Consider the following 19908-nt stretch of genomic DNA (forward strand, 5'->3'; position numbering starts at 1 on the left):
GTTACGACTGCAAAAGCACGGTGGCTAAATCAGCGATGTCGACTGTAGTTTGTGGTTGATCGGCACGCAGCCATTTTAAGGTCACCTGACCAGCGGCAAGTTCAGTGTCACCGAGCAATAACCCAATTTCTGCGCCGGACTTATCGGCGCGCTTCAGTTGTTTTTTCAGATTTCCGCCACCGCAGTGCAGCACAATTCGCTTGCCTGGCAAGACGTTGCGCAGCTGTTCGGCAATCGAAACTGCAGCAAGTTCCGCAGCTTCGCCCAGCGGCATTAAGTAAAGGTCAGCATTGTTGCTGACTGCGGGCACTAAGTCCAGACTTTGCAGCAATAACACCAGTCGTTCCATGCCCATGGCAAAGCCTACGGCCGGTGTTGCTTTACCGCCTAACTGCTCGACTAAACCATCATAACGACCACCGGCGCACACAGTGCCCTGTGATCCTAAATTAGTTGTCACCCATTCAAACACGGTACGGTTGTAATAATCCAGCCCCCGAACTAACCGTGGATTAATCTCAAAACTGATGCCAGCGGCAGTTAACCGTTGCTGTAAACCCGCTAAATGCGCGGCCGACTCTTCATCTAAATGATCCAACAGTTGTGGCGCTTTGGCCAACATCTCGGCCATTGCCGGATTTTTACTGTCTAACACCCGCAGCGGATTACTGTACAAACGACGTTGACTATCTTCATCCAGCAACTCTTTGTGCTGCTCCAGATAAGCCACTAATAAATCACGGTAAGCAGCGCGCGCTGCATTCGAACCCAGCGAGTTCAGCTCCAGTTTTACAAAGGGCGTTAAGCCAAGTTTTTGCCACAATCTGGCAGTCAGTACGATGACTTCGGCATCAATGTCCGGACCTTGCATACCAAAAACTTCCAGGCCGAACTGATGAAACTGGCGATAACGACCTTTTTGTGGCCGTTCATGGCGGAACATCGGCCCCATATACCACAACCGTTGTTCCTGGTTATACAGCAGACCGTTCTGGTTCGCAGCGCGCACACAACAAGCGGTACCTTCTGGTCTTAAAGTCAGACTGTCACCATTGCGATCGGCAAAAGTGTACATTTCTTTTTCAACGATATCGGTCACTTCGCCAATTGAGCGTTTGAATAACTCGGTCATTTCGACAATCGGAAAGCGGATTTCTTCATAACCGTAACTGGCAACAATGCTACGTAGCTGTTGTTCCAGATATTGCCAGACCGGCGTTTCCTGCGGCAGACAATCGTTCATCCCGCGGATGGCTTGAATTTCTTTAGACACTTTAACTGACTCTTAATTAACTGGTTTTTCATTCATCCGCTAAAACGGATGCTACGAGGCTGTTGCACTCACAACCTTTGACTGATTTTTGGCAAGGTTAATTATTCAACTTGTTTGATATCAATCAGTTGTTTTTGTTGCGCTAAATACAAACGGACCTGTTGCTCTAACTGCTCGGCGACACTTTCGTTGTCGATACGCAGCTTTTGCCGCTCGCCTTTCAGATAAAAACCACTTTTGCGATTCGCACCGGCTACACCCAAATCGGATATAAGTGCTTCACCCGGGCCATTAACGACGCACCCTATCACAGAAACAGTCAGCGGATCGATGACATCTTCCAGCCGCTGTTCCAGCTCGTTCATGGTTTTGATCACATCAAATTCCTGCCTTGAACAGCTGGGGCAAGCGATAAAATTAATACCGCGGGAACGGATGCGCAGCGATTTTAAAATATCAAAGGCAACTTTCACTTCTTCCACTGGATCGGCGGCCAGCGAAATACGAATGGTATCGCCAATGCCTTCGGCCAGCAGCATGCCTAAACCAATGGCTGACTTTACTGATCCCGACCGTAAACCACCGGCTTCAGTAATACCTAAATGCAGTGGCTGTTCAATTTGTTTAGCCAGTAAACGATAAGCACCAACGGCCAAAAACACGTCCGATGCTTTGACACTGACTTTAAAATTATGAAAGTTCAACCGATCCAGAATCTCAACATGCCGCATCGCCGATTCGACCAGTGCTTCCGGCGTTGGCTCGCCATATTTTTCCTGTAAATCAGCTTCTAACGAACCGCCATTCACCCCAATCCGGATCGGAATGTTTTTATCCCGCGCTGCATCGACTACGGCGCGAATGCGATCTTCGCGGCCGATGTTGCCAGGGTTAATCCGTAGACAATCCACGCCATATTCGGCGACTTTTAACGCGATGCGATAATCAAAATGAATGTCCGCCACCAAAGGGATCGGCGATTGCAGTTTGATGAGCTTAAAAGCTTCGGCCGCTTCCATCGTTGGCACCGACACCCGGACCAAATCAGCGCCGGCGTTAGCAATGGCCTGAATTTGCGCCAGCGTGGCTGCGACGTCAGTGGTTTTGGTGTTGGTCATCGACTGCACTGCAATCGGCGCATCACCACCAATCAACACATTACCAACACTGATTTGTTTCGATTTACGGCGGATAATTGGACTTTCTGAAAACATGTTAAGGCTGTCCATCAAGAGTTAAACGTGCGACTTGTCCGGCGCGATAGCCCGACAAATCAACAGCAGTCTGATTAAGTTGTACAGTCGCGGCCGCGGCATTGCCTAAAGTGACACTGAAAGGCAATTGCCCGGTCAACTGCAACGATTGCCCCGCTGACTGGATGCCATACGCCAGCCGCTTGCCAGTCGCATCCTGCACTGTAACCCAGCAGTCAGCGCTGAACGTCAGTTGCAACTGCGCAGTGCTGGCAGCAACTGACGGTTCAGTCGATAACGCTGCCGGTACATCAGTGGTCACCTGGTTTTCTGTCGTCACCGGTGCAGTATTTGCACTTGGGCTTGTTACCTGATCCGTAGTGGGTGTTTCGTCTGCAGCGACAATTTCATTTGTTTGGGTCTGATTGGTCACTGCAGGGCTTGTAACTAAGGGATCCGCTGTCGGCGGCGCCACTGTTTCTGCAGGATTCGATGTAACTGCAACAGGTACATTCGTTTGGTTTGACGTCACTTCGGCTGTTGAAGTCGCTAATTCGGTGGCTGCAGGCTGGGCACTGACAACATCGGCTGGTGTGGCACTACTTTGAACAGTGGCGGGCTCTCCACTGACCCGATATTCCGGCAGCACCGAAACCGGCTGTGAATCCAATAAATGGGTTTGCCAGAACCAGATCAGGAACAAACCAATCAGCAGCACGACCAGCAAATAGGTGGCCAGCATAAAACGGTTGTCCACCGCATCGAGCCGGTTTTTCTTCGAGAAACTGTGCATCGGCTTGGCTTGATTGCGCAGGTAGGCGGCCTGTAATTCAAAATTTTGTAGGATTTCTTTTTCCGACAACTTCAGCAGCCGGGCATAAGCCCGCAAATACCCGCGCATAAAAGTCGCCGAAACGGCCGGATCCCATTGTTCAGCTTCAATTTGCTCAATCTGACTGACTTTCAGCCGCAGGTGAGTCGCCACATCAGCGGTGGTCAGCCCTTTTAATTCGCGGCTTTGTCGCAAGAGTGCGCCAACGCTATCGGCTTGTGCTTCTGCTGTTTTAGTCATAATGATGGTAGTGCCGGATCCCTGAGATAAATGGTTTGGCCAATCGACAGCGGTTGATCTGCGGTCATATTGTTCCACTTCAATAGCGTATCAAGTTTGATGTTGTATTTATAGGAAATACTGAACCAGGATTCACCGTCAGCCACTTGATACGACGCTGGCGCTGGTTCGGTTGAATCTGCTGACGGCAACTTCTTCGGTCTGCTTTTGACCGCCTCTGCTGCTGCCGATAAACGTAACACCTGCCCTGTGACGATAAAAGCTGAGTCGTCCAACTGGTTCAGTTCTTGTAATTCAGGCACCGATAAGCGGTAACGACTGGCAATGTTGTACAACGTATCACCAGCGCCGACCTTATGGGTCAAGACTTCAGTGCTGACGGTCGTTTCTTGCTGCTCGGCCGGCGGCTTCGTATCAGGCAAACTTGTCACAGCATCAGCGACAGTTGCTGTCTCCGTTGCCGCTACTTCCGGTGCTGAAAATTCGCTGGTCACGGCCGCTGCCACCGGCAAAACAGCTGCGGTCGTTGGCTGTTCTTCCGGTAAGGTCGACACGGGTGTCAGTGCTGCCGTGACTTCAGAAGACGTCTGCAAATTTTCGGCTTCGGCTGGCAGATCCGACATTTCGTCACGTGGTCGTTCCGGCAAAGCCGCATTATTGATGTTGGTTGCAGCCAAAGATTGGATTGAGGCTTCGCTGGCTGCTCTTGACGTTACAGACGTCGACGAACCTGATGCAGATTTACGTTTCACGATCTTCATTTTTGGTTTGTTTGGCGCAGTGGATTGCTCTGTCGGTGACGTCAGCAACGTGGCTTTAAAAGCCTGTTTCATTTGTTCTGGTTTGCTTTGGCTGAAATCACTACTGAGTAACATCGCTGCTTCGTTACTGCCCGGATAAACTGACAACAGGAATTTTTCGGCAGTCTGCTGCTCTACCACATCACCACTTTGATAGGCCACCAAGTAGCGGATTAAGGTGGCTTCGGGTGATACCTGCCCCAATTGATGCAAACGGGCTTGCCATTTTTTCGCTTCAGTTAAATTACCAATGGCGTATTCAATCACCGCCATATTATAAAGTGATGAAGGGCGGTTGCTGTTGTGTTGTAACGACTGGCGTAAAAACTGTTGATAACGCAGGTAATCTTTTTGGGCTAAGGCACAAAACGCCAGATTTTCGTAACTATCTGCAACCCGGATATAACCGGGGCGCTTAATTGCGGCTTGCAGTAATTCTTCGGCTTCAGTGTACTTATTAATTTGGCAGAGGAAAGAGCCGAAGTTGTTGTAAGTATCTGCGTTGTTGCTGTCTTTGCGCAACGAAGCGCGGTAAGCGTCTTCTGCTTGATCAAGTTCACCGACTTGTTGGAAATAATAGGCTAACGCATTGTCGACGTCTGACATGTCGGGTGCCAGCTGCTTGGCTTTTTCCAGATTATATTTGGCTTGCGACGTGTCGCCACGCTGCAAATAATTGAGCCCCAAAGACATCCGGGTGCGGGCCGCTTCTTTCATATCGGTGCGCGGTTTTCCAACCCGATCAGTATCCACAATGGTAGATTCCGACACACAGGCACTGAGCAATATCAGACAGAACACACTGGCAACAACCAACTTATTTTGCATTTTGATGCGAAAATCCTTGTAGTTATCGGACAAGTTATCAGACAATTTTTACAGCAATTTCCTCGCCTTTAAGCTGCTTTTTCGCCAGACGTTTGGTGCGGTCAATCACATCGCCGACCAACTGACCACAGGCGGCGTCGATATCGTCACCACGGGTTTTGCGAACCATCACGGTGTAACCATGCTCTTGTAACACCTTGTTAAAACGGTCGATCCGGGAATTACTGGACCGCTTGTAAGGTGAACCCGGGTATGGGTTAAACGGGATCAGGTTAATTTTTGATGGTGTATCCCGCAATGCATGCGCCAGTTCGTGCGCCTGCTCCATGCTGTCATTGATACCGTCCAGCATCACATATTCAACTGTTACTTTATCATTGGCTCTGGAGTCTTGCACATAACGCTTGGCCGAGGCTAGAAATTCTTCCATCGGGTACTTTTTATTAACAGGAACCAGCTGATCACGCAACTCATTATTCGGCGCATGCAACGAAATGGCCAGAGCGACATCGATTTTATCTTTTAATAAATCCAGAGCTGGCACCACACCAGAGGTACTCAAAGTGACCCGGCGTTTTGATAAACCAAAACCATAATCTTCCATCATCAGATCCATGGCCGGTACCACATTGTTCAGATTGAGCAATGGCTCGCCCATGCCCATCATCACCACGTTAGTCACAGGCTTGACGCCGGTGTCACCGTAAGAGCCGATAATCTGACCGACCCGCCACACTTGACCGATAATTTCTGACACCGTCAGATTGCGGTTAAAGCCCTGCTGCGCCGTTGAGCAGAAGGTGCAATCCAGCGCACAACCGACCTGCGAAGATACACATAAAGTGCGGCGGTCTTTTTCCGGGATCCAGACAGTTTCAACTTCCTGGCCGCCTTTGAGCCCCATCACAAACTTGATAGTGCCGTCAGCACTGTCCTGACGTGTCACCACAACAGGCGCTTCAATCACGCAATTGCGTTTTAATTTTTCACGCAAGTCTTTATTGATGTTGGTCATTTTGTCGAAGTCGTCGACGCAGAAATGGTAAATCCATTTCATTAACTGATCAGCGCGGAAGGCTTTTTCGCCGAACGATACCAACAGTTCTTTCATCTGTTCGCGTGTTAAATCTAACAGATTCACTTTGTTGTCAACTGTGGTCATTTCTGGGCACTCCTCGGGCAACTTCAAACGTACTAAGACTGGATTTTGTCTGCACCATCAGGCTATTGAGACAAACAAAATACAACCGGGTTCATCATGGCGCAAATAGACAGAAAGGGGGCTAAGCCCCCTTTGCAGTATATACCCTTCATCATTGAAAATTCGGGGTTGTTACCTTCGTTCATTCGCCCCAGTCGCATAGTCAGCTATGCTCCAGGGGTCTCATTCGCTCGGCGCCTACCCGAATATTCAATGATTTTGGGTATAATATAAACCCACATCCTTCGAATTTTTTGGGGTTGTGGGTCGTTGCTGCGTTTTACTTCAGCTTATCGTGTACGGGCACACAGCTCAGCGTCAGTGAAGAAAAACGCGATTTCACGGGCAGCAGAAGCAGCAGCATCTGAACCGTGAACAGCGTTTTCGTCGATGCTGGCAGCGTAATCACCACGCAGAGTGCCGGCAGCAGCATCTTTAGGATTGGTTGCGCCCATGATTTCGCGGTTTTTACGCACGGCATCTTCACCTTCCAGTACCTGAACCATTACCGGGCCAGATGTCATGAAAGATACTAATGCATTGAAGAAAGGACGTTCTTTGTGTTCGCCGTAGAAGCCTTCAGCTTGTTCACGGCTCAGGTGCAGCATTTTTGCAGCGACGATACGCAGGCCTGCAGATTCGAAACGGTGATAGATTGCACCGATGTGGTTTTTGGCAACTGCGTCAGGTTTTACGATTGAAAAAGTACGTTCTAAGGCCATCGAAGACTCCATTAATAACTGGTTAAAATTTAGCGGCCGCGAATTATACGCTATTGCCAGACAAATGCCTATTTCTCAAAATAACATTTCTGGATGCAACCACAGCCCTGACAGATTCTGCCTGACACGCATGACAATGCTGCGACAAAGTCCCTGCCGTTGTCACGCCGATAGCAGCTCTGCACAAAAGACCTGGTCTGAGATAGCACAGCCATAAAAAATGGAGCTATTGTTAGCTCCATTTTTGAGTGGCGTTTACGGCATTGATTCGAACCAATCAATTTGTTCAAATCAAAACGCCATGAAACAACTGTTTTAAAAATCTATCAACCCGAAGCTCAGAATTTCGCCAGCACTTTCACGGTGCCATCAACGGCTGTCGCATCGATGTAACCAATGGCTGTAGCATCTGCAGCAACAGCCGCCTTCATCTCTGCATCAGAACTGAGCTCTTTTGGCGGTGTGCCTTTGCCGGTAAAGACTAATTTAGACCAATAAGCTTTCATCTGGCTGGACGATTTACTCAGTACTTTACTGTCAAATTCGCCGCGGGCAGCCGCAGATTCTGCCAAATTCAAGGGGGTAGCTTTGCTGCCATTACTAAAGGCAGTGCCACGACCGGTAAACAGTCTGGTAATCTCAGCCTGATCAACAGTCGCAGCGTTAGACGGGTGAACAATGACTGCAACTTCGGCCATCGCCGAAGAAGCGGTGATTGCCGTTGTCAGGGTAATAGCTTTGAACCAGTTCATGGTTGTCTCCAATACTTAAAATACTAAATCTATGCCCAGGGTAACAGCATTACTGTCACCCGCGACTTGTCCACCATTGATACCATCGTCGGAGACATCGTCGAATTGAAATTTAAACGCTGCAGAGCTGTGGAAATCCCAGCGTACTCCTGCACTGATAGTGCTGTGCTTTTCGCCTTCAGAATCAAAATCAGCGAGTGATATATAAGGAGTCCATTGTTTAATGCGATAACCAGCTGAAAGGAGGTAGGTATCAAAATCACCACCATCCAGCGTCAGCCGATTCACTTCAGACAACAGCAACCAGTTGTTGTAGTCGATGTTGGCAGAGAGGCCGGCAAATTTTCCACGGCGGGTATCTTTACCATCCCAGGTGACCTGAACACCATTACGATAGCGTTCGTTCAGGTAAGTCATGTAGGTCAACCGCACGTCCAGCCATTCGCGGTTAAAACTCAAGACACCACCGACAATATCTTTCCAGATTTCGCGAACCGGCTGCGATCCGAAAAATTCAGACAGCAGTTTATTTTCACCATCATCTTCGCGCCCGGTATACATATTACCGGACATCGACCATTCACCCAGTTGATAGTTAAACTGCGCGTTGACGCCGGTATAATTAAAAATCTGCCAGGTATAGTTGTCCGCAGCTGGGCGCACCCATAAATACGCATAACTGACATCAAAGAAATCGGAATAATAATACAGAGGTAAACGTTTTTTACCGGCCTGAATGGTCCAGTGTTCGTTCAGTTCATAAGATAAATATGCCCATTCAAATCCTGCTTCAAAATCGTCCGCACCACGACCCACTAACTGCACTGTGGCCGTTAAGCCTTCAGTTAAGTCAGCGGTCATCTGCAAACCAAATTTCGAATCCGGTTTAAAGGTCCATTCATCTTCATACACGCCGACAGTCGGATAATTCGCCAGGAAAGTCGGGCCTAAACCAAACTCTGGCACACCGGTACCGCTGGTCAGTTTCCCGCCCATCACCGATGCAAATCCGGAAATATTCACCTCTGCCTGCACTGAATGACTGCACAAAGCCGTAATTGCAGTCACGAGCAATACCTTCTTCATATCTTCTCCTCAGTCTCGTCAATCAGCGGTTGAAAGCTCGGTTCAAAATCCTTAGAAGACTAAATCCACACCGACTGCTATCAGGCTGTCTTTTTGGTTGGTCATATTATTTTCGGACGACGTCAGTTCTACTTTAAAAGCGGCTGCTGGATGGAAGTCATAACGCATGCCGAGATTCCAGCTGGTGTTTTCAAATTCCTGCCCCATTACGATGGAAGCAATGGGCAGCAATAACGGGAAGTTAGCTGGCAGCCCGGCGTAAATTTCCGGCTTGGCATCATCTTCATCTTTTTCGTAGGAAATATATGGAGTCAGACTGTCAAAACGATGACCTAATGAAACGTAATAAGAGTCCTGATTGGCGTAGAAGGTATCTTTGACTTTCACATGGGTATATTCAGCGACCATCAGCCAGTCATTGCGATCATAGTTCAAACCTAAACCGAAGAAACTGCCATCATCTTCATCAAAATCAATGGCTTTGGTGATAGAGTTTAAACCAGCACCATTCAAAGCACCGAATAATGGATTAAACACCGGCGCGTCAACTGTCACCTTACCAACCAGATAGGCCACTCGCACCGACAACCAGTCCTGACTCAGCTCCCAGCTGGCACCCAGAATGTTATTGATCTGCGCCGGCGCTTTGGTGCCTTGCAACGTCACTTCACCATCGTAAGCACCAAACACTAACTGAATATTCGATTGCATATCACTGATGCTGCCTGAGTGATACAACGAAACGCCTTCAATGGTATCAAAGCCTAAGTTATAGACACTTTGTGGTGTCCGTAACCAGTCGTAGGCATAACCCACATCACGGAAATCAGAGTATTTATAAAACGGAGTGCGTAAACGGCCGGCATTTAAACGCCAGGCGTCGTCAAGTTGGTAAGTTAAAAAGGCCCATTCAAATTCAGCATCAAAATCGTTATTGCCGCGAGCCATCAGTTGGGCAGTGACTGACAGTTTTTCACCGAGATCAGATTGGAATTGTACGGCGAACAAACTTTCGTTTTTGAAATCAATCTCATCAGTGTAACCGTAAAGCGCATCACCACTGCTTGCTTTACCGGCTTTAATCGAGGCAAAACCGTTAATGTTCACCTCGGCCTGTGCTGCAACGCTGCACAAAGCTACAGCAACCATGGTCGCTAAACACGTTTTTTTCATCAGAACATCTCCAGTCACTTAAGGCTTTACTCTCACTAGCGTAGCCAACGAGTTTAAAAAAACCAGCGAATTCAAAACTATAAATTTAGTTCCCGATCCAGCTGAAATATTTGGGGGCGGGACTTTATATTAAGTTTCAATGATTTACAACGAATTGTATGGAAATGGCTTACAAAAAAACCAGCCATGGCGGCTGGTTTTGGAATATCAAGAAAAACAGTGGGTTAAAACAGGTACATCAAATATACGTGCAACATCCCCGAAGTTTTAACGATTAAAGCGGCTGAACTTCGTCACGAACTTAATGCCCTTCGCTGACCATATTGACGGTGTATTTTGGAATTTCGACCACCAGATCTTCATCGGCAATACGCGCCTGACAACCTAAACGAGATTCCGGCTCTAAGCCCCAGGCTTTATCCAGCATGTCTTCTTCGAGCTCGTCACTTTCATTCAGGCTACGAAACCCCTCGCGAACGATGACATGGCAAGTGGTGCAGGCACAGGATTTTTCGCAGGCATGTTCAATAGAAATGCCGTTACGCAGCGCGACATCCAGTACAGTTTCGCCTTTTTCGGCTTGAAGCGCCGCGCCTTCCGGGCAAAGCTCGGCATGGGGTAAAAAGATAATTTGTGGCATGTTATACCTCGTCGACTTTATGCCCTTGCAGGGCTTGCCGGATTGAATTGTCCATCCGGCGGGCGGCAAACTCGTCGGTGATATGATTGGTTTTATCAATAGCAGCTTTTATCGCAGCGGTATCATCGCCTTGACTGACGGCTTTGAGCGCTGATAACGCTTGTTCGATGTCCAGTAATTCAGCTGACCCCAACAAATGCGCGTCGGCAGAAATAGCGGCACTAACCGCTTCCCACACCCGGCTGGCTTCCACTTGCTGTTCACGCAGCAACCGTTGTTGCATGTCGTGCTTGGCGTACTGCATCGAGCTTTGGATCATGGTGGCGACTTGATCGTCGGATAAACCATAAGAAGGTTTCACCTGGATACTGGCTGTCACACCGCTGGATTTCTCCTGCGCAGTCACGCTGAGTAACCCATCGGCATCAACCTGGAAAGTCACCCGAATATGCGCGCCACCGGCGGCCATTGGCGGAATGTCGGTCAGATTAAACTTGGCTAGTGAGCGGCAATGATCAACCAGCTCACGCTCACCTTGCAGCACATGCAATGACATCGCAGTCTGACCGTCTTTAAAGGTGGTAAATTCCTGCGCCCGCGCCACCGGAATAATGGTGTTGCGTGGAATAATCTTTTCAACCAAGCCGCCCATGGTTTCTAAACCAAGCGACAGTGGGATCACATCCAGCAATAAAGTGTCGGCATCGGATTTATTGCCGACCAGCACATTGGCCTGAATAGCAGCACCAATAGCGACCACTTTATCCGGGTCAATCGAGGTTAACGGCTCAGCGGCAAAAAACTCGCCGACTGCAGTGCGCACCAAAGGCACCCGCGTCGAACCGCCGACCATCACCACTTTCGCCACTTCATCGGCATTTAAACCGGCGTCACGTAAGGTTTGTTTACAGGCGCGGATGGTTTTGCGCACCAACGGCTGAATTAAACTGTCGAATTGTTCGCGGCTTAAACTCAGCGCTAGAGCGCCGTTGGCAGTTGGTAACTCAAAAGCGTATTGGTCGTGCGCAGAAAGTTGTTCTTTAATCTGCCGCGCCAGCTGTAAATGCTGACGTAAGCTTTGGTGCGATAAGGTTGTTTCGCCGCTTTGTTGCTGCAGCCATTGCACGATAGCGTGATCAAAATCATCACCACCCAGCGCCGAATCACCACCGGTGGCCAGTACTTCAAATACACCACGTTTTAAGCGCAAAATGGAAATATCAAAGGTGCCGCCGCCTAAGTCATACACGGCAACCACACCTTCCTGACCGGAATCCAGGCCATAAGCCAGCGCGGCAGCGGTCGGTTCGTTCAATAACCGCAGCACATTTAAACCAGCCAGTTTGGCGGCATCTTTGGTCGCTTGACGCTGCGCATCATCAAAATAAGCGGGGACGGTAATAACCACACCCATCAGCTCGCCACCTAAGGTTTGGCTCGCGGTATCGGCCAGCGTGGCCAGAATTTCGGCGGAAATTTCGACCGGGTTTTTTACGCCTTGTGCGGTATCAATCGCTACCAGACCTTGCTGATCAACCAACAAATACGGCAGTTGTTGTGCTTGCGCTACCGTTTCGGCATAACCACGGCCCATCAGGCGTTTCACTGAAAAAATACTGTTATGCGGATCAGCAATTGCCGCCGCCACTGCAGCTTTACCAACGATGACTTTATCCGCCAGATACTGTACGACGGATGGCAACATGTCGTCACCGGCGGCGTTTTGCAAGGTCCGCGCCTCGCCACTGCGCACAGTGGCTACCAGCGAATTGGTGGTACCCAGGTCAATACCTGCAGCGAGCTTATGTTGATGTGGCGCGGCGCTTTGGCCAGGTTCAGCGATTTGTAATAAAGCCATAGTGGGATTTAATCTTGTAGTTGCTGTTCGATTAACTCCAGCTCATGCTGCAGTTTAAAGAAAAATTTAAGTTTGCGGATTATATCAGCCGCTTGCAGATCCTGCTCGTGGTGATTGGCTTCCAGCGCTTGAGCGAGAAGCTTAAGCAGGACATTTTTCTGCTGTTGGATTTGTTGTTCAGCTTCGTCAATCAACACATAAGGATCAGAAGAATGCAGGATATCGCCGAGCAATTCGCGCAGTTCCATTTGTTGCATTAAGAAGCTGGTATCGGTAAAGCTGCGTTGCTCATGGCTGATTTTCACCCCACGCAGCGCCAGTAAATGCTCGGCGCGAAGTAGCGGTTGTTTCAGACTGTGATAAGCGTCATTGATATTGGCAGCCTGTTGCACTGCGAGTAACCTGTCACGCTCGGAACCCGCGGCAAAATTGTCCGGATGAAAATTCCGTTGCAGTTCTAAATAGCGGGTACCGAGCTCAGTCAGATCAAGATCAAACTGCGCCGGCACCTGAAACAGCTGGAAATAATTCATCGAACCGCCAAATCAGACCGTAAAACTTTCGCCGCAACCACATTCGCCATTCACGTTCGGGTTATTAAACTGGAACCCTTCGTTCAGGCCTTCTTTGACAAAATCCAGCTGCGTGCCGTCGATATACACCAGGCTTTTGCCATCCACAATCAGCTTCAGATCGTCATGGTCAAACACCTGATCGTCTTCGTTCAGTTCGTCAACAAATTCCAGCACATAAGCCAAACCTGAGCAGCCGGTCGTTTTCACGCCAACGCGCAAGCCCAAACCTTTGCCCCGATTTGTCAGAAAGCTGCGAACCCGATCGGCAGCAGCTGCAGTCATCGAAATCGCCATAACTACTTAGCTCCCGTGACGAGATTTATAGTCAGCAATCGCTGCTTTAATGGCATCTTCTGCCAGAATTGAGCAGTGAATTTTCACCGGTGGTAATGCCAGTTCCTGCGCGATGTCGGTGTTTTTGATCAAAGCTGCTTCGTCCAGGCTTTTGCCTTTAACCCATTCGGTCACGAGTGAACTGGAAGCAATGGCACTGCCGCAGCCGTAAGTTTTGAACTTGGCATCTTCAATAATGCCGTCAGCACTGACTTTGATCTGCAGTTTCATTACATCACCACAAGCCGGAGCGCCAACCATGCCAGTGGCAACAGTTGGGTCATCTTTGGCAAAAGCGCCAACATTGCGTGGATTTTCGTAGTGATCTATTACTTTTTCGCTATAAGCCATGATTTGTTACCTCAATTAACTGAGCGCCAAAGGGCGATCCATTAAAAATTAATGCGCCACCCAGGCTACTGTATTTAAATCCACACCATCTTTGTACATGTCCCACAGCGGCGACATGGCGCGAAGCTTATCAATGGCTTCGTGCACAATTTTAATGGTGTGATCAATCTGCTCTTCGGTAGTAAAACGACCAATACTGAAGCGGATTGAGCTATGTGCCAATTCGTCAGTCAGGCCTAAGGCCCGCAGCACATAAGAAGGTTCTAAACTTGCTGAAGTACAAGCTGAGCCTGAAGATACCGCGATATCTTTCAGCGCCATAATCAGCGATTCACCTTCAACATAGTTAAAGCTGATATTGGTAATGCCTGGCACACGGTGGTTGGCATCCCCATTTAAAAACACTTGTTCGATGTCCTGAATGCCATCCCACAACCGCTGGCGTAAAGCAGCAAAACGGGCATTTTCTGCCGCCATTTCCAGTTTAGCGATACGGAAAGCTTCACCCATCGCAACGATTTGATGCGTTGGTAAAGTGCCTGAACGCATACCACGTTCGTGGCCGCCGCCGTGAGTTTGGGCTTCTAACCGAATACGCGGTTTACGACGCACATATAAAGCACCGATGCCTTTAGGGCCATAAATTTTGTGGGCAGAAAACGACATTAAATCGACTTTTAACGCCTGTAAGTCGATCTCAACTTTGCCGGCGGCCTGGGCTGAATCGACATGGAACACAGTCCCGTTGGCACGGCATAATTCGCCAATGGCGGCGATATCCTGAATCACACCGATTTCGTTGTTGACGAACATCACGCTAACGACAGTGGTATCCGGGCGCATGGCGGCTTTGAGTTTATCTAGATCTAATAAACCGCTGGCTTCAACTTCTAAATAGGTCACTTCAAAACCTTCGCGCTCTAAGGCACGCATGGTGTCTAAAGTGGCTTTGTGTTCGGTTTTGCAAGTGATTAAATGTTTACCCTTTTTGTGGTAAAACTGCGCGGCGCCTTTAATGGCTAAGTTGTTGGACTCAGTCGCGCCTGAAGTAAAAACGATTTCGCGTGGATCGGCGTTGATCAGGTCAGCAATCTGACTGCGGGCAATCTCAACCGCTTCTTCAGCTTGCCAGCCAAAACGGTGTGAGCGTGAGGCCGGGTTACCAAAATCACCATCCATCGTCAGGAATTGCATCATTTTTTCGGCCACACGCGGGTCAACCGGGGTGGTAGCGGCGTAATCTAAATAAATCGGTAACTTCATGCTCTGCTCCGTCTGCAGCCTACAGCTGGCAGCTGACTTCAATTTCAGTTTCAGGGTTCTTTAATTTGCGGTTGTCCTGCCGCTTGGCCACGCTTTGAATTTCATTCTGGCTGACCAATTCACCCAAAGTAATCTGGGTTAAAAAATCTTCAATCCGGGTACTTAAGTCGCTCCACAGGGTGTGGGTCAGGCATTTGGCGCCGCCCTGACAATCCGATTTTCCCTGACAGCGAGTTGCATCAACAGATTCGTCCACTGCACTGATCACTTCGGATACCGAAATTTCAGCGGCTGGACGACCCAGCTGATAACCACCACCAGGTCCGCGGACGCTGCTGACTAGACCATGTTTACGTAACCGGGCAAATAATTGTTCAAGATAAGATAAGGAAATTTCCTGTCGCGCCGAAATGTCAGCCAGTGGCACCGGCCCGGCGTTGGTATGTAATGCAACATCCAACATGGCTGTCACGGCATACCGTCCCTTTGATGTTAACCGCATCTGATCTCCACTTCACTTCGACCACAGAATGGCGCAAATTGTACATTCCTGACTGATTTAGTCAAGTATTAAAACCTACTAAAACAGTCAAGTATTATGCCCATCATCCTTGAAGCTGCAGGGGGTTGGGCACAGTGCAATTTAAACGTATGCGACCAATCCTGGAATTAAATGGTCGGATCAAACTCTTCAAGGGCTTTTTTACGTTGTTCAGCCGCTTCGCGCTCCGCTTCCAAAAAGGCTTCATCGCTGATATTCATCGTTGGCACCACATCACAGACATTGCCGCCCAGCTGATTGATACTCAGGCACAATTCGGCGACTTTATTGTCGAGGCAGTGCATGTGATCGAGCATCCGACCTATCGCATTGGCGACCGGATCCGGGTTATCACTGGCGACGGCATAAGCATCAAAGCCAAATTTTTTCGCCAGATTTTGCCGCTGTTCACTGACTTCTGAGTCTTGTTTGGCGACAATTCGCCCCGGAATGCCAACCACTGTCGCACCAGGCGGGACGTCTTTCACCACCACGGCATTGGAGCCAATGCGGGCGTTTTCGCCGACATACAATGGACCTAATACTTTGGCACCAGCGCCGATCACCACATTGTTGCCCAATGTTGGGTGGCGTTTGCCCGGATTCCAGCTGGTGCCACCTAAAGTGACACCATGATATAAAGTCACGTCATCACCAATTTCCGCGGTCTCACCAATCACCACGCCCATGCCATGGTCGATAAAAAACCGTCGGCCAATTTTCGCGCCAGGGTGAATTTCGACACCGGTTAACCAGCGGGCGATGGTACTTAAAAACCGTGCCAGCCACTTCCAACCCGCCAGCCATAACCGGTGATTCATCCGGTGCCACCAAATGGCATGCAAACCCGGATAGTTGGTCAAGACTTCAAAAGCACTGCGCGCCGCCGGATCGCGGTCAAATACACTGCGGATATCTTCTTTAATGCCAGCAAACATAGAATGTCCTTGTGCCCAAAAGGCCTGCGCCACTAGTTTATTCGGTTGGATTGTCGAGCTTATGCTTACGCTGCATCGAGGTTAAAATGCCACGTAATATATTTAATTCAGCGTCTTCCGGTCGCGCCCGGGTGAACAACCGTTTTAATTTGGTCATCACCACACCCGGGTGTTGTTTGATGATAAAACCGGTGTCGTTCAGGGTTTGTTCTAAGTGCAGATAAAAGCGCTCCATTTGTTCAGAGCTTGGGTATACCGTATCGTCAGCGGCAATGGTCTGCGGCTTAGCAGCTAAAGCGGCGACCCGCACTTCATAAGTGACAATTTGCACGGCCATCGCCAGATTCAGCGAGCTGTATTCGGGGTTGGCAGGAATGCAGACGTGGAAATTACACAATTGCAACTCTTCATTACTCAAACCACTGCTTTCGCGGCCAAACACCAGGGCAACAGGTTTTTGCTGTGCTTCGATCACCGCTTTTTCACCACATTCGCGAGGTTCCAGCATCGGCCAGGACAAAGTACGGGAACGGGCGCTGGCGCCAACAATCAGGCCACAATCGCTAATCGCATCTTCCATTTTTTCAACTACTTTGGCGTTGGCTAACACTTCACTGGCACCTGCCGACAACGCATAAGCCTGGCCATCCGGCAGCTCTTTTGGTGATACCAGCCATAGCTGGCTTAAACCCATGGTTTTCATCGCCCGGGCCACCGAACCAATATTACCGGTATGCGTGGTACCGACCAATACAATACGGATTTGATCTAACATGAGCTGAAAATTCCCGGAAAATGCACTGCGGCGGAAAAAAGAGCGGCATTTTAGCATAATGAAAATGCGACTGCGCAGTAAAATCAGCAGTCTGGACATCTAAAGATCGAAAAAGTTGATTGTCACGTAACCTGCGATGCAATTCTAAGTTTGCCACTGCAAAGCGCGCTCAGCTTTGCTAAACTAGCGCCGCTCTGTTTCAGAGCGTCTTCTCAACAATAAGGATTAAACGCATGAAAGCTTTGACCCCGTTCGTTGTACTCTCCACTTTGTTATTCTCTGCAGCACCGGCCTTTGCCGCTACTGCCAACGAAGCCGCCATTCAGGCAGCTGTTAATCATCCGGTGCGCAGCGCCGCCAATAAAGCCCGCGACGTCCATCGTCACCCGGTCGAAACCTTAAGTTTTTTTGAAGTCACGCCCAAAAGCACTGTGGTTGAAGTGTCCCCTGGCGGTGGCTGGTACACCGAAATTCTGGCTCCGTTATTAAAAGCCGAAGGCAAATATTACGCCGCACATCAACCTGCTGATGCAACATCCGAATATGCCAAAAAATCACTGGCCGCTTATCAGGCTAAATTAGCTGCCGATCCGGTATTCAGCAGTGTGACCGTCACTGGTTTTGCTGCTGACAAAGTGTACGCCATCGCCCCTGCCGGTTCTGCGGATGTGGTGGTGACTTTCCGGAACCTGCACAACTGGTATATGCAAAAAGGCGAAGAAAGTCTGCTGACGGCTTATAAAAGCTTTTACGCAGCGCTGAAACCAGGTGGTGTGTTAGGTGTGGTTGAACACCGTCTGCCGGAAACGAAAGCAGCTGGCGACTGGACAAAATCTGGTTATATGCCACAAAGTCTGGCTGTGAAAGTCGCGTTGCAAGCCGGTTTTGTACTGGAAGGCACCAGTGAAGTGAACGCCAATCCAAAAGATACGGCTGATCATCCAAGTGGCGTCTGGACTTTACCACCATCACTGGCACTGAAAGAAAAAGACAAAGCCAAATATCAGGCGATTGGCGAAAGCGACCGGATGACATTGAAATTCCGTAAGCCAAAAACTGAATAGCCCGACAGCGCATAAATTGTAACTTAACAAGTGGATCCTTCGATGAAAGTTCTTGTGATAGGCGGCGGTGGCCGCGAACACGCTCTGGCGTGGAAAGCTGCACAATCGCCTCAGGTCAGTCAGGTGTTCGTGGCGCCGGGTAATGCCGGTACTGCGCTGGAATCCAATCTGCAAAACGTCGCAATTGCGGCGGACGATGTGCCGGCGCTGTTAGCGTTTGCGCAGCAAGAGCAGATTGCGCTGACCATTGTTGGCCCAGAAGCGCCATTAGCACGCGGCGTGGTGGATAGTTTCCGCGCTCAAGGTCTGGCGATTTTTGGCCCAACCAAAGCTGCAGCACAGCTGGAAAGTTCCAAAGCATTCGCCAAAGACTTCCTGGCCCGCCACCAGATCCCAACCGCCAGTTACGGCACTTTCAGCGATGTATCCGATGCCAAAACATACGTCGCCGAACAAGGCACACCCATCGTCATCAAGGCCGATGGTTTAGCCGCGGGTAAAGGCGTGATTATCGCCCAGACCGAAGCTGAAGCATTTGCTGCGATTGAAGATATGTTGTCAGGCAATAAGTTTGGCGACGCCGGCAGCCGTGTCGTCATCGAAGAGTTTTTAGTCGGCGAAGAAGCGTCCTTTATTGTGATGGTGGATGGTAAAAACGCTTTGGCATTTGCATCTAGCCAGGATCATAAAGCACGCGACGACGCTGACAAAGGCCCGAACACCGGCGGTATGGGTGCTTATTCTCCGGCTCCGGTGGTAACACAAGCGGTACACGATTGGGTGATGTCACATGTGATTTACCCAACGGTAAATGGTATGGCTGCGGAAGGCACTGTTTATACTGGCTTTTTATATGCTGGTTTAATGGTGGCGCCTAACGGCACCTGCAAAGTACTGGAATTTAATTGCCGTTTCGGCGATCCGGAAACTCAACCCATCATGCTGCGCTTGCAGTCTGATTTGGTGGAACTTTGCCAAAACGCCGTTGATGGTAAGCTGGACCAAACCCAGATCCAATTCGACAGCCGCGCTGCTGTGGGTGTGGTGTTGGCCGCAGGTGGTTACCCGGATGATTATCGCAAAGGTGATGTCATTTCAGGTCTGCCACAAGCGGATAACCTGGAAGCCAAAGTGTTTCATGCCGGCACTAAACTTGAAGAAGGCAAAGTGCTGACGGCCGGCGGCCGGGTGCTCTGCGCCACGGCATTAGGCGCGAATGTCACGGCAGCCCAGCAAGCGGCCTATCAGTTGGTTGACCAGATCCACTGGGATGGTGTTTTTAGTCGTCGTGATATTGGGTATCGGGCTATTGCGCGTGAGAAGCAAAGCTAGTTAACCACCAAAATACTGGCCGGACAATTGCTCCGGCCAGCTTATTTCTAAGCTGTTCTGCCCCGCCCCACTTGCCAAAAATCTGAACTTGATTAAGCTGGTTCGCATATTCGCTATTCATTCTTTCTCCTCCGCTCA

General features: G+C 49.4%; 20 protein-coding genes. 2 read left to right on the plus strand and 18 right to left on the minus strand.

Annotation, left to right across the window (positions count from 1 at the left end):
* Position 1: 1 nt before the first annotated feature.
* The 18 genes from hisS to trmJ form a co-directional block, all read right to left on the minus strand.
* A complete protein-coding gene (hisS, locus tag A5320_RS16675; RefSeq protein ID WP_068067480.1) occupies positions 2-1273 on the minus strand; it encodes a histidine--tRNA ligase in 1272 nt (423 codons plus the stop codon).
* A gap of 101 nt (positions 1274-1374) precedes the next feature.
* Complete coding sequence (ispG, locus tag A5320_RS16680; RefSeq protein ID WP_068067483.1) at positions 1375-2487, minus strand: flavodoxin-dependent (E)-4-hydroxy-3-methylbut-2-enyl-diphosphate synthase; 1113 nt, start codon at positions 2485-2487, stop codon at positions 1375-1377.
* Position 2488: 1 nt separating this feature from the next.
* Positions 2489-3538, minus strand: coding sequence for a cytoskeleton protein RodZ (rodZ, locus tag A5320_RS16685; protein ID WP_068067486.1), 1050 nt, complete (start codon positions 3536-3538; stop codon positions 2489-2491).
* Complete coding sequence (gene pilW / locus A5320_RS16690) at positions 3535-5166, minus strand: type IV pilus biogenesis/stability protein PilW (protein ID WP_068067488.1); 1632 nt, start codon at positions 5164-5166, stop codon at positions 3535-3537. Before pilW ends, rodZ begins: the two co-directional genes overlap by 4 nt.
* 37 nt (positions 5167-5203) lie before the next feature.
* The gene (locus A5320_RS16695; RefSeq protein ID WP_068067491.1) at positions 5204-6328 is read right to left on the minus strand and encodes a bifunctional tRNA (adenosine(37)-C2)-methyltransferase TrmG/ribosomal RNA large subunit methyltransferase RlmN; all 1125 of its coding nucleotides are present in this window, start codon (positions 6326-6328) and stop codon (positions 5204-5206) included.
* Between the two features lie 329 nt (positions 6329-6657).
* On the minus strand, positions 6658-7089 hold the full coding sequence (gene ndk, locus A5320_RS16700; RefSeq protein WP_068067494.1) for a nucleoside-diphosphate kinase: 432 nt from the start codon (positions 7087-7089) through the stop codon (positions 6658-6660).
* A gap of 338 nt (positions 7090-7427) precedes the next feature.
* On the minus strand, positions 7428-7841 hold the full coding sequence (locus tag A5320_RS16705) for a phosphate ABC transporter substrate-binding protein (RefSeq protein WP_068067497.1): 414 nt from the start codon (positions 7839-7841) through the stop codon (positions 7428-7430).
* Positions 7842-7856: 15 nt separating this feature from the next.
* Positions 7857-8927: a hypothetical protein gene (locus tag A5320_RS16710; protein WP_068067500.1), complete on the minus strand. Its 1071-nt coding sequence runs from the start codon at positions 8925-8927 to the stop codon at positions 7857-7859.
* 51 nt (positions 8928-8978) lie between these two features.
* The gene (locus tag A5320_RS16715; protein ID WP_068067503.1) at positions 8979-10100 is read right to left on the minus strand and encodes a porin; all 1122 of its coding nucleotides are present in this window, start codon (positions 10098-10100) and stop codon (positions 8979-8981) included.
* A gap of 301 nt (positions 10101-10401) precedes the next feature.
* A complete protein-coding gene (gene fdx, locus A5320_RS16720) occupies positions 10402-10740 on the minus strand; it encodes an ISC system 2Fe-2S type ferredoxin (protein ID WP_068067506.1) in 339 nt (112 codons plus the stop codon).
* 1 nt (position 10741) lies between these two features.
* Positions 10742-12598 carry a Fe-S protein assembly chaperone HscA gene (hscA, locus tag A5320_RS16725; protein WP_068067509.1) on the minus strand — a complete coding sequence of 619 codons (1857 nt, stop codon included), beginning with the start codon at positions 12596-12598 and terminating at the stop codon, positions 10742-10744.
* A gap of 8 nt (positions 12599-12606) precedes the next feature.
* Positions 12607-13131 carry a co-chaperone HscB gene (gene hscB, locus A5320_RS16730; protein WP_068067512.1) on the minus strand — a complete coding sequence of 175 codons (525 nt, stop codon included), beginning with the start codon at positions 13129-13131 and terminating at the stop codon, positions 12607-12609.
* A 12-nt stretch (positions 13132-13143) separates the two neighbouring features.
* Complete coding sequence (gene iscA / locus A5320_RS16735; protein WP_068067515.1) at positions 13144-13467, minus strand: iron-sulfur cluster assembly protein IscA; 324 nt, start codon at positions 13465-13467, stop codon at positions 13144-13146.
* A gap of 6 nt (positions 13468-13473) precedes the next feature.
* The gene (gene iscU / locus A5320_RS16740; RefSeq protein WP_068067517.1) at positions 13474-13857 is read right to left on the minus strand and encodes a Fe-S cluster assembly scaffold IscU; all 384 of its coding nucleotides are present in this window, start codon (positions 13855-13857) and stop codon (positions 13474-13476) included.
* A gap of 48 nt (positions 13858-13905) precedes the next feature.
* Complete coding sequence (locus A5320_RS16745; protein WP_068067520.1) at positions 13906-15120, minus strand: IscS subfamily cysteine desulfurase; 1215 nt, start codon at positions 15118-15120, stop codon at positions 13906-13908.
* A 19-nt stretch (positions 15121-15139) separates the two neighbouring features.
* Positions 15140-15622 carry a Fe-S cluster assembly transcriptional regulator IscR gene (gene iscR / locus A5320_RS16750; protein WP_068067523.1) on the minus strand — a complete coding sequence of 161 codons (483 nt, stop codon included), beginning with the start codon at positions 15620-15622 and terminating at the stop codon, positions 15140-15142.
* 167 nt (positions 15623-15789) lie between these two features.
* Complete coding sequence (cysE, locus tag A5320_RS16755; RefSeq protein WP_331712114.1) at positions 15790-16632, minus strand: serine O-acetyltransferase; 843 nt, start codon at positions 16630-16632, stop codon at positions 15790-15792.
* A gap of 4 nt (positions 16633-16636) precedes the next feature.
* Entirely contained in the window at positions 16637-17374 is a 738-nt protein-coding gene (gene trmJ / locus A5320_RS16760; RefSeq protein WP_068068156.1) for a tRNA (cytosine(32)/uridine(32)-2'-O)-methyltransferase TrmJ, read from the minus strand.
* A gap of 233 nt (positions 17375-17607) precedes the next feature.
* Here trmJ and A5320_RS16765 point away from each other — a divergent pair, with 233 nt between their 5' ends.
* Together A5320_RS16765 and purD are read left to right on the plus strand one after the other, a co-directional pair.
* Positions 17608-18438, plus strand: a complete 831-nt coding sequence (locus tag A5320_RS16765) for a class I SAM-dependent methyltransferase (RefSeq protein WP_068067530.1) — start codon at positions 17608-17610, stop codon at positions 18436-18438.
* A gap of 42 nt (positions 18439-18480) precedes the next feature.
* On the plus strand, positions 18481-19770 hold the full coding sequence (gene purD / locus A5320_RS16770) for a phosphoribosylamine--glycine ligase (protein ID WP_068067533.1): 1290 nt from the start codon (positions 18481-18483) through the stop codon (positions 19768-19770).
* Positions 19771-19908: the final 138 nt, after the last annotated feature.

Source organism: Rheinheimera sp. SA_1 (assembly GCF_001669775.1).
Taxonomy (GTDB): Bacteria; Pseudomonadota; Gammaproteobacteria; order Enterobacterales; family Alteromonadaceae; genus Pararheinheimera.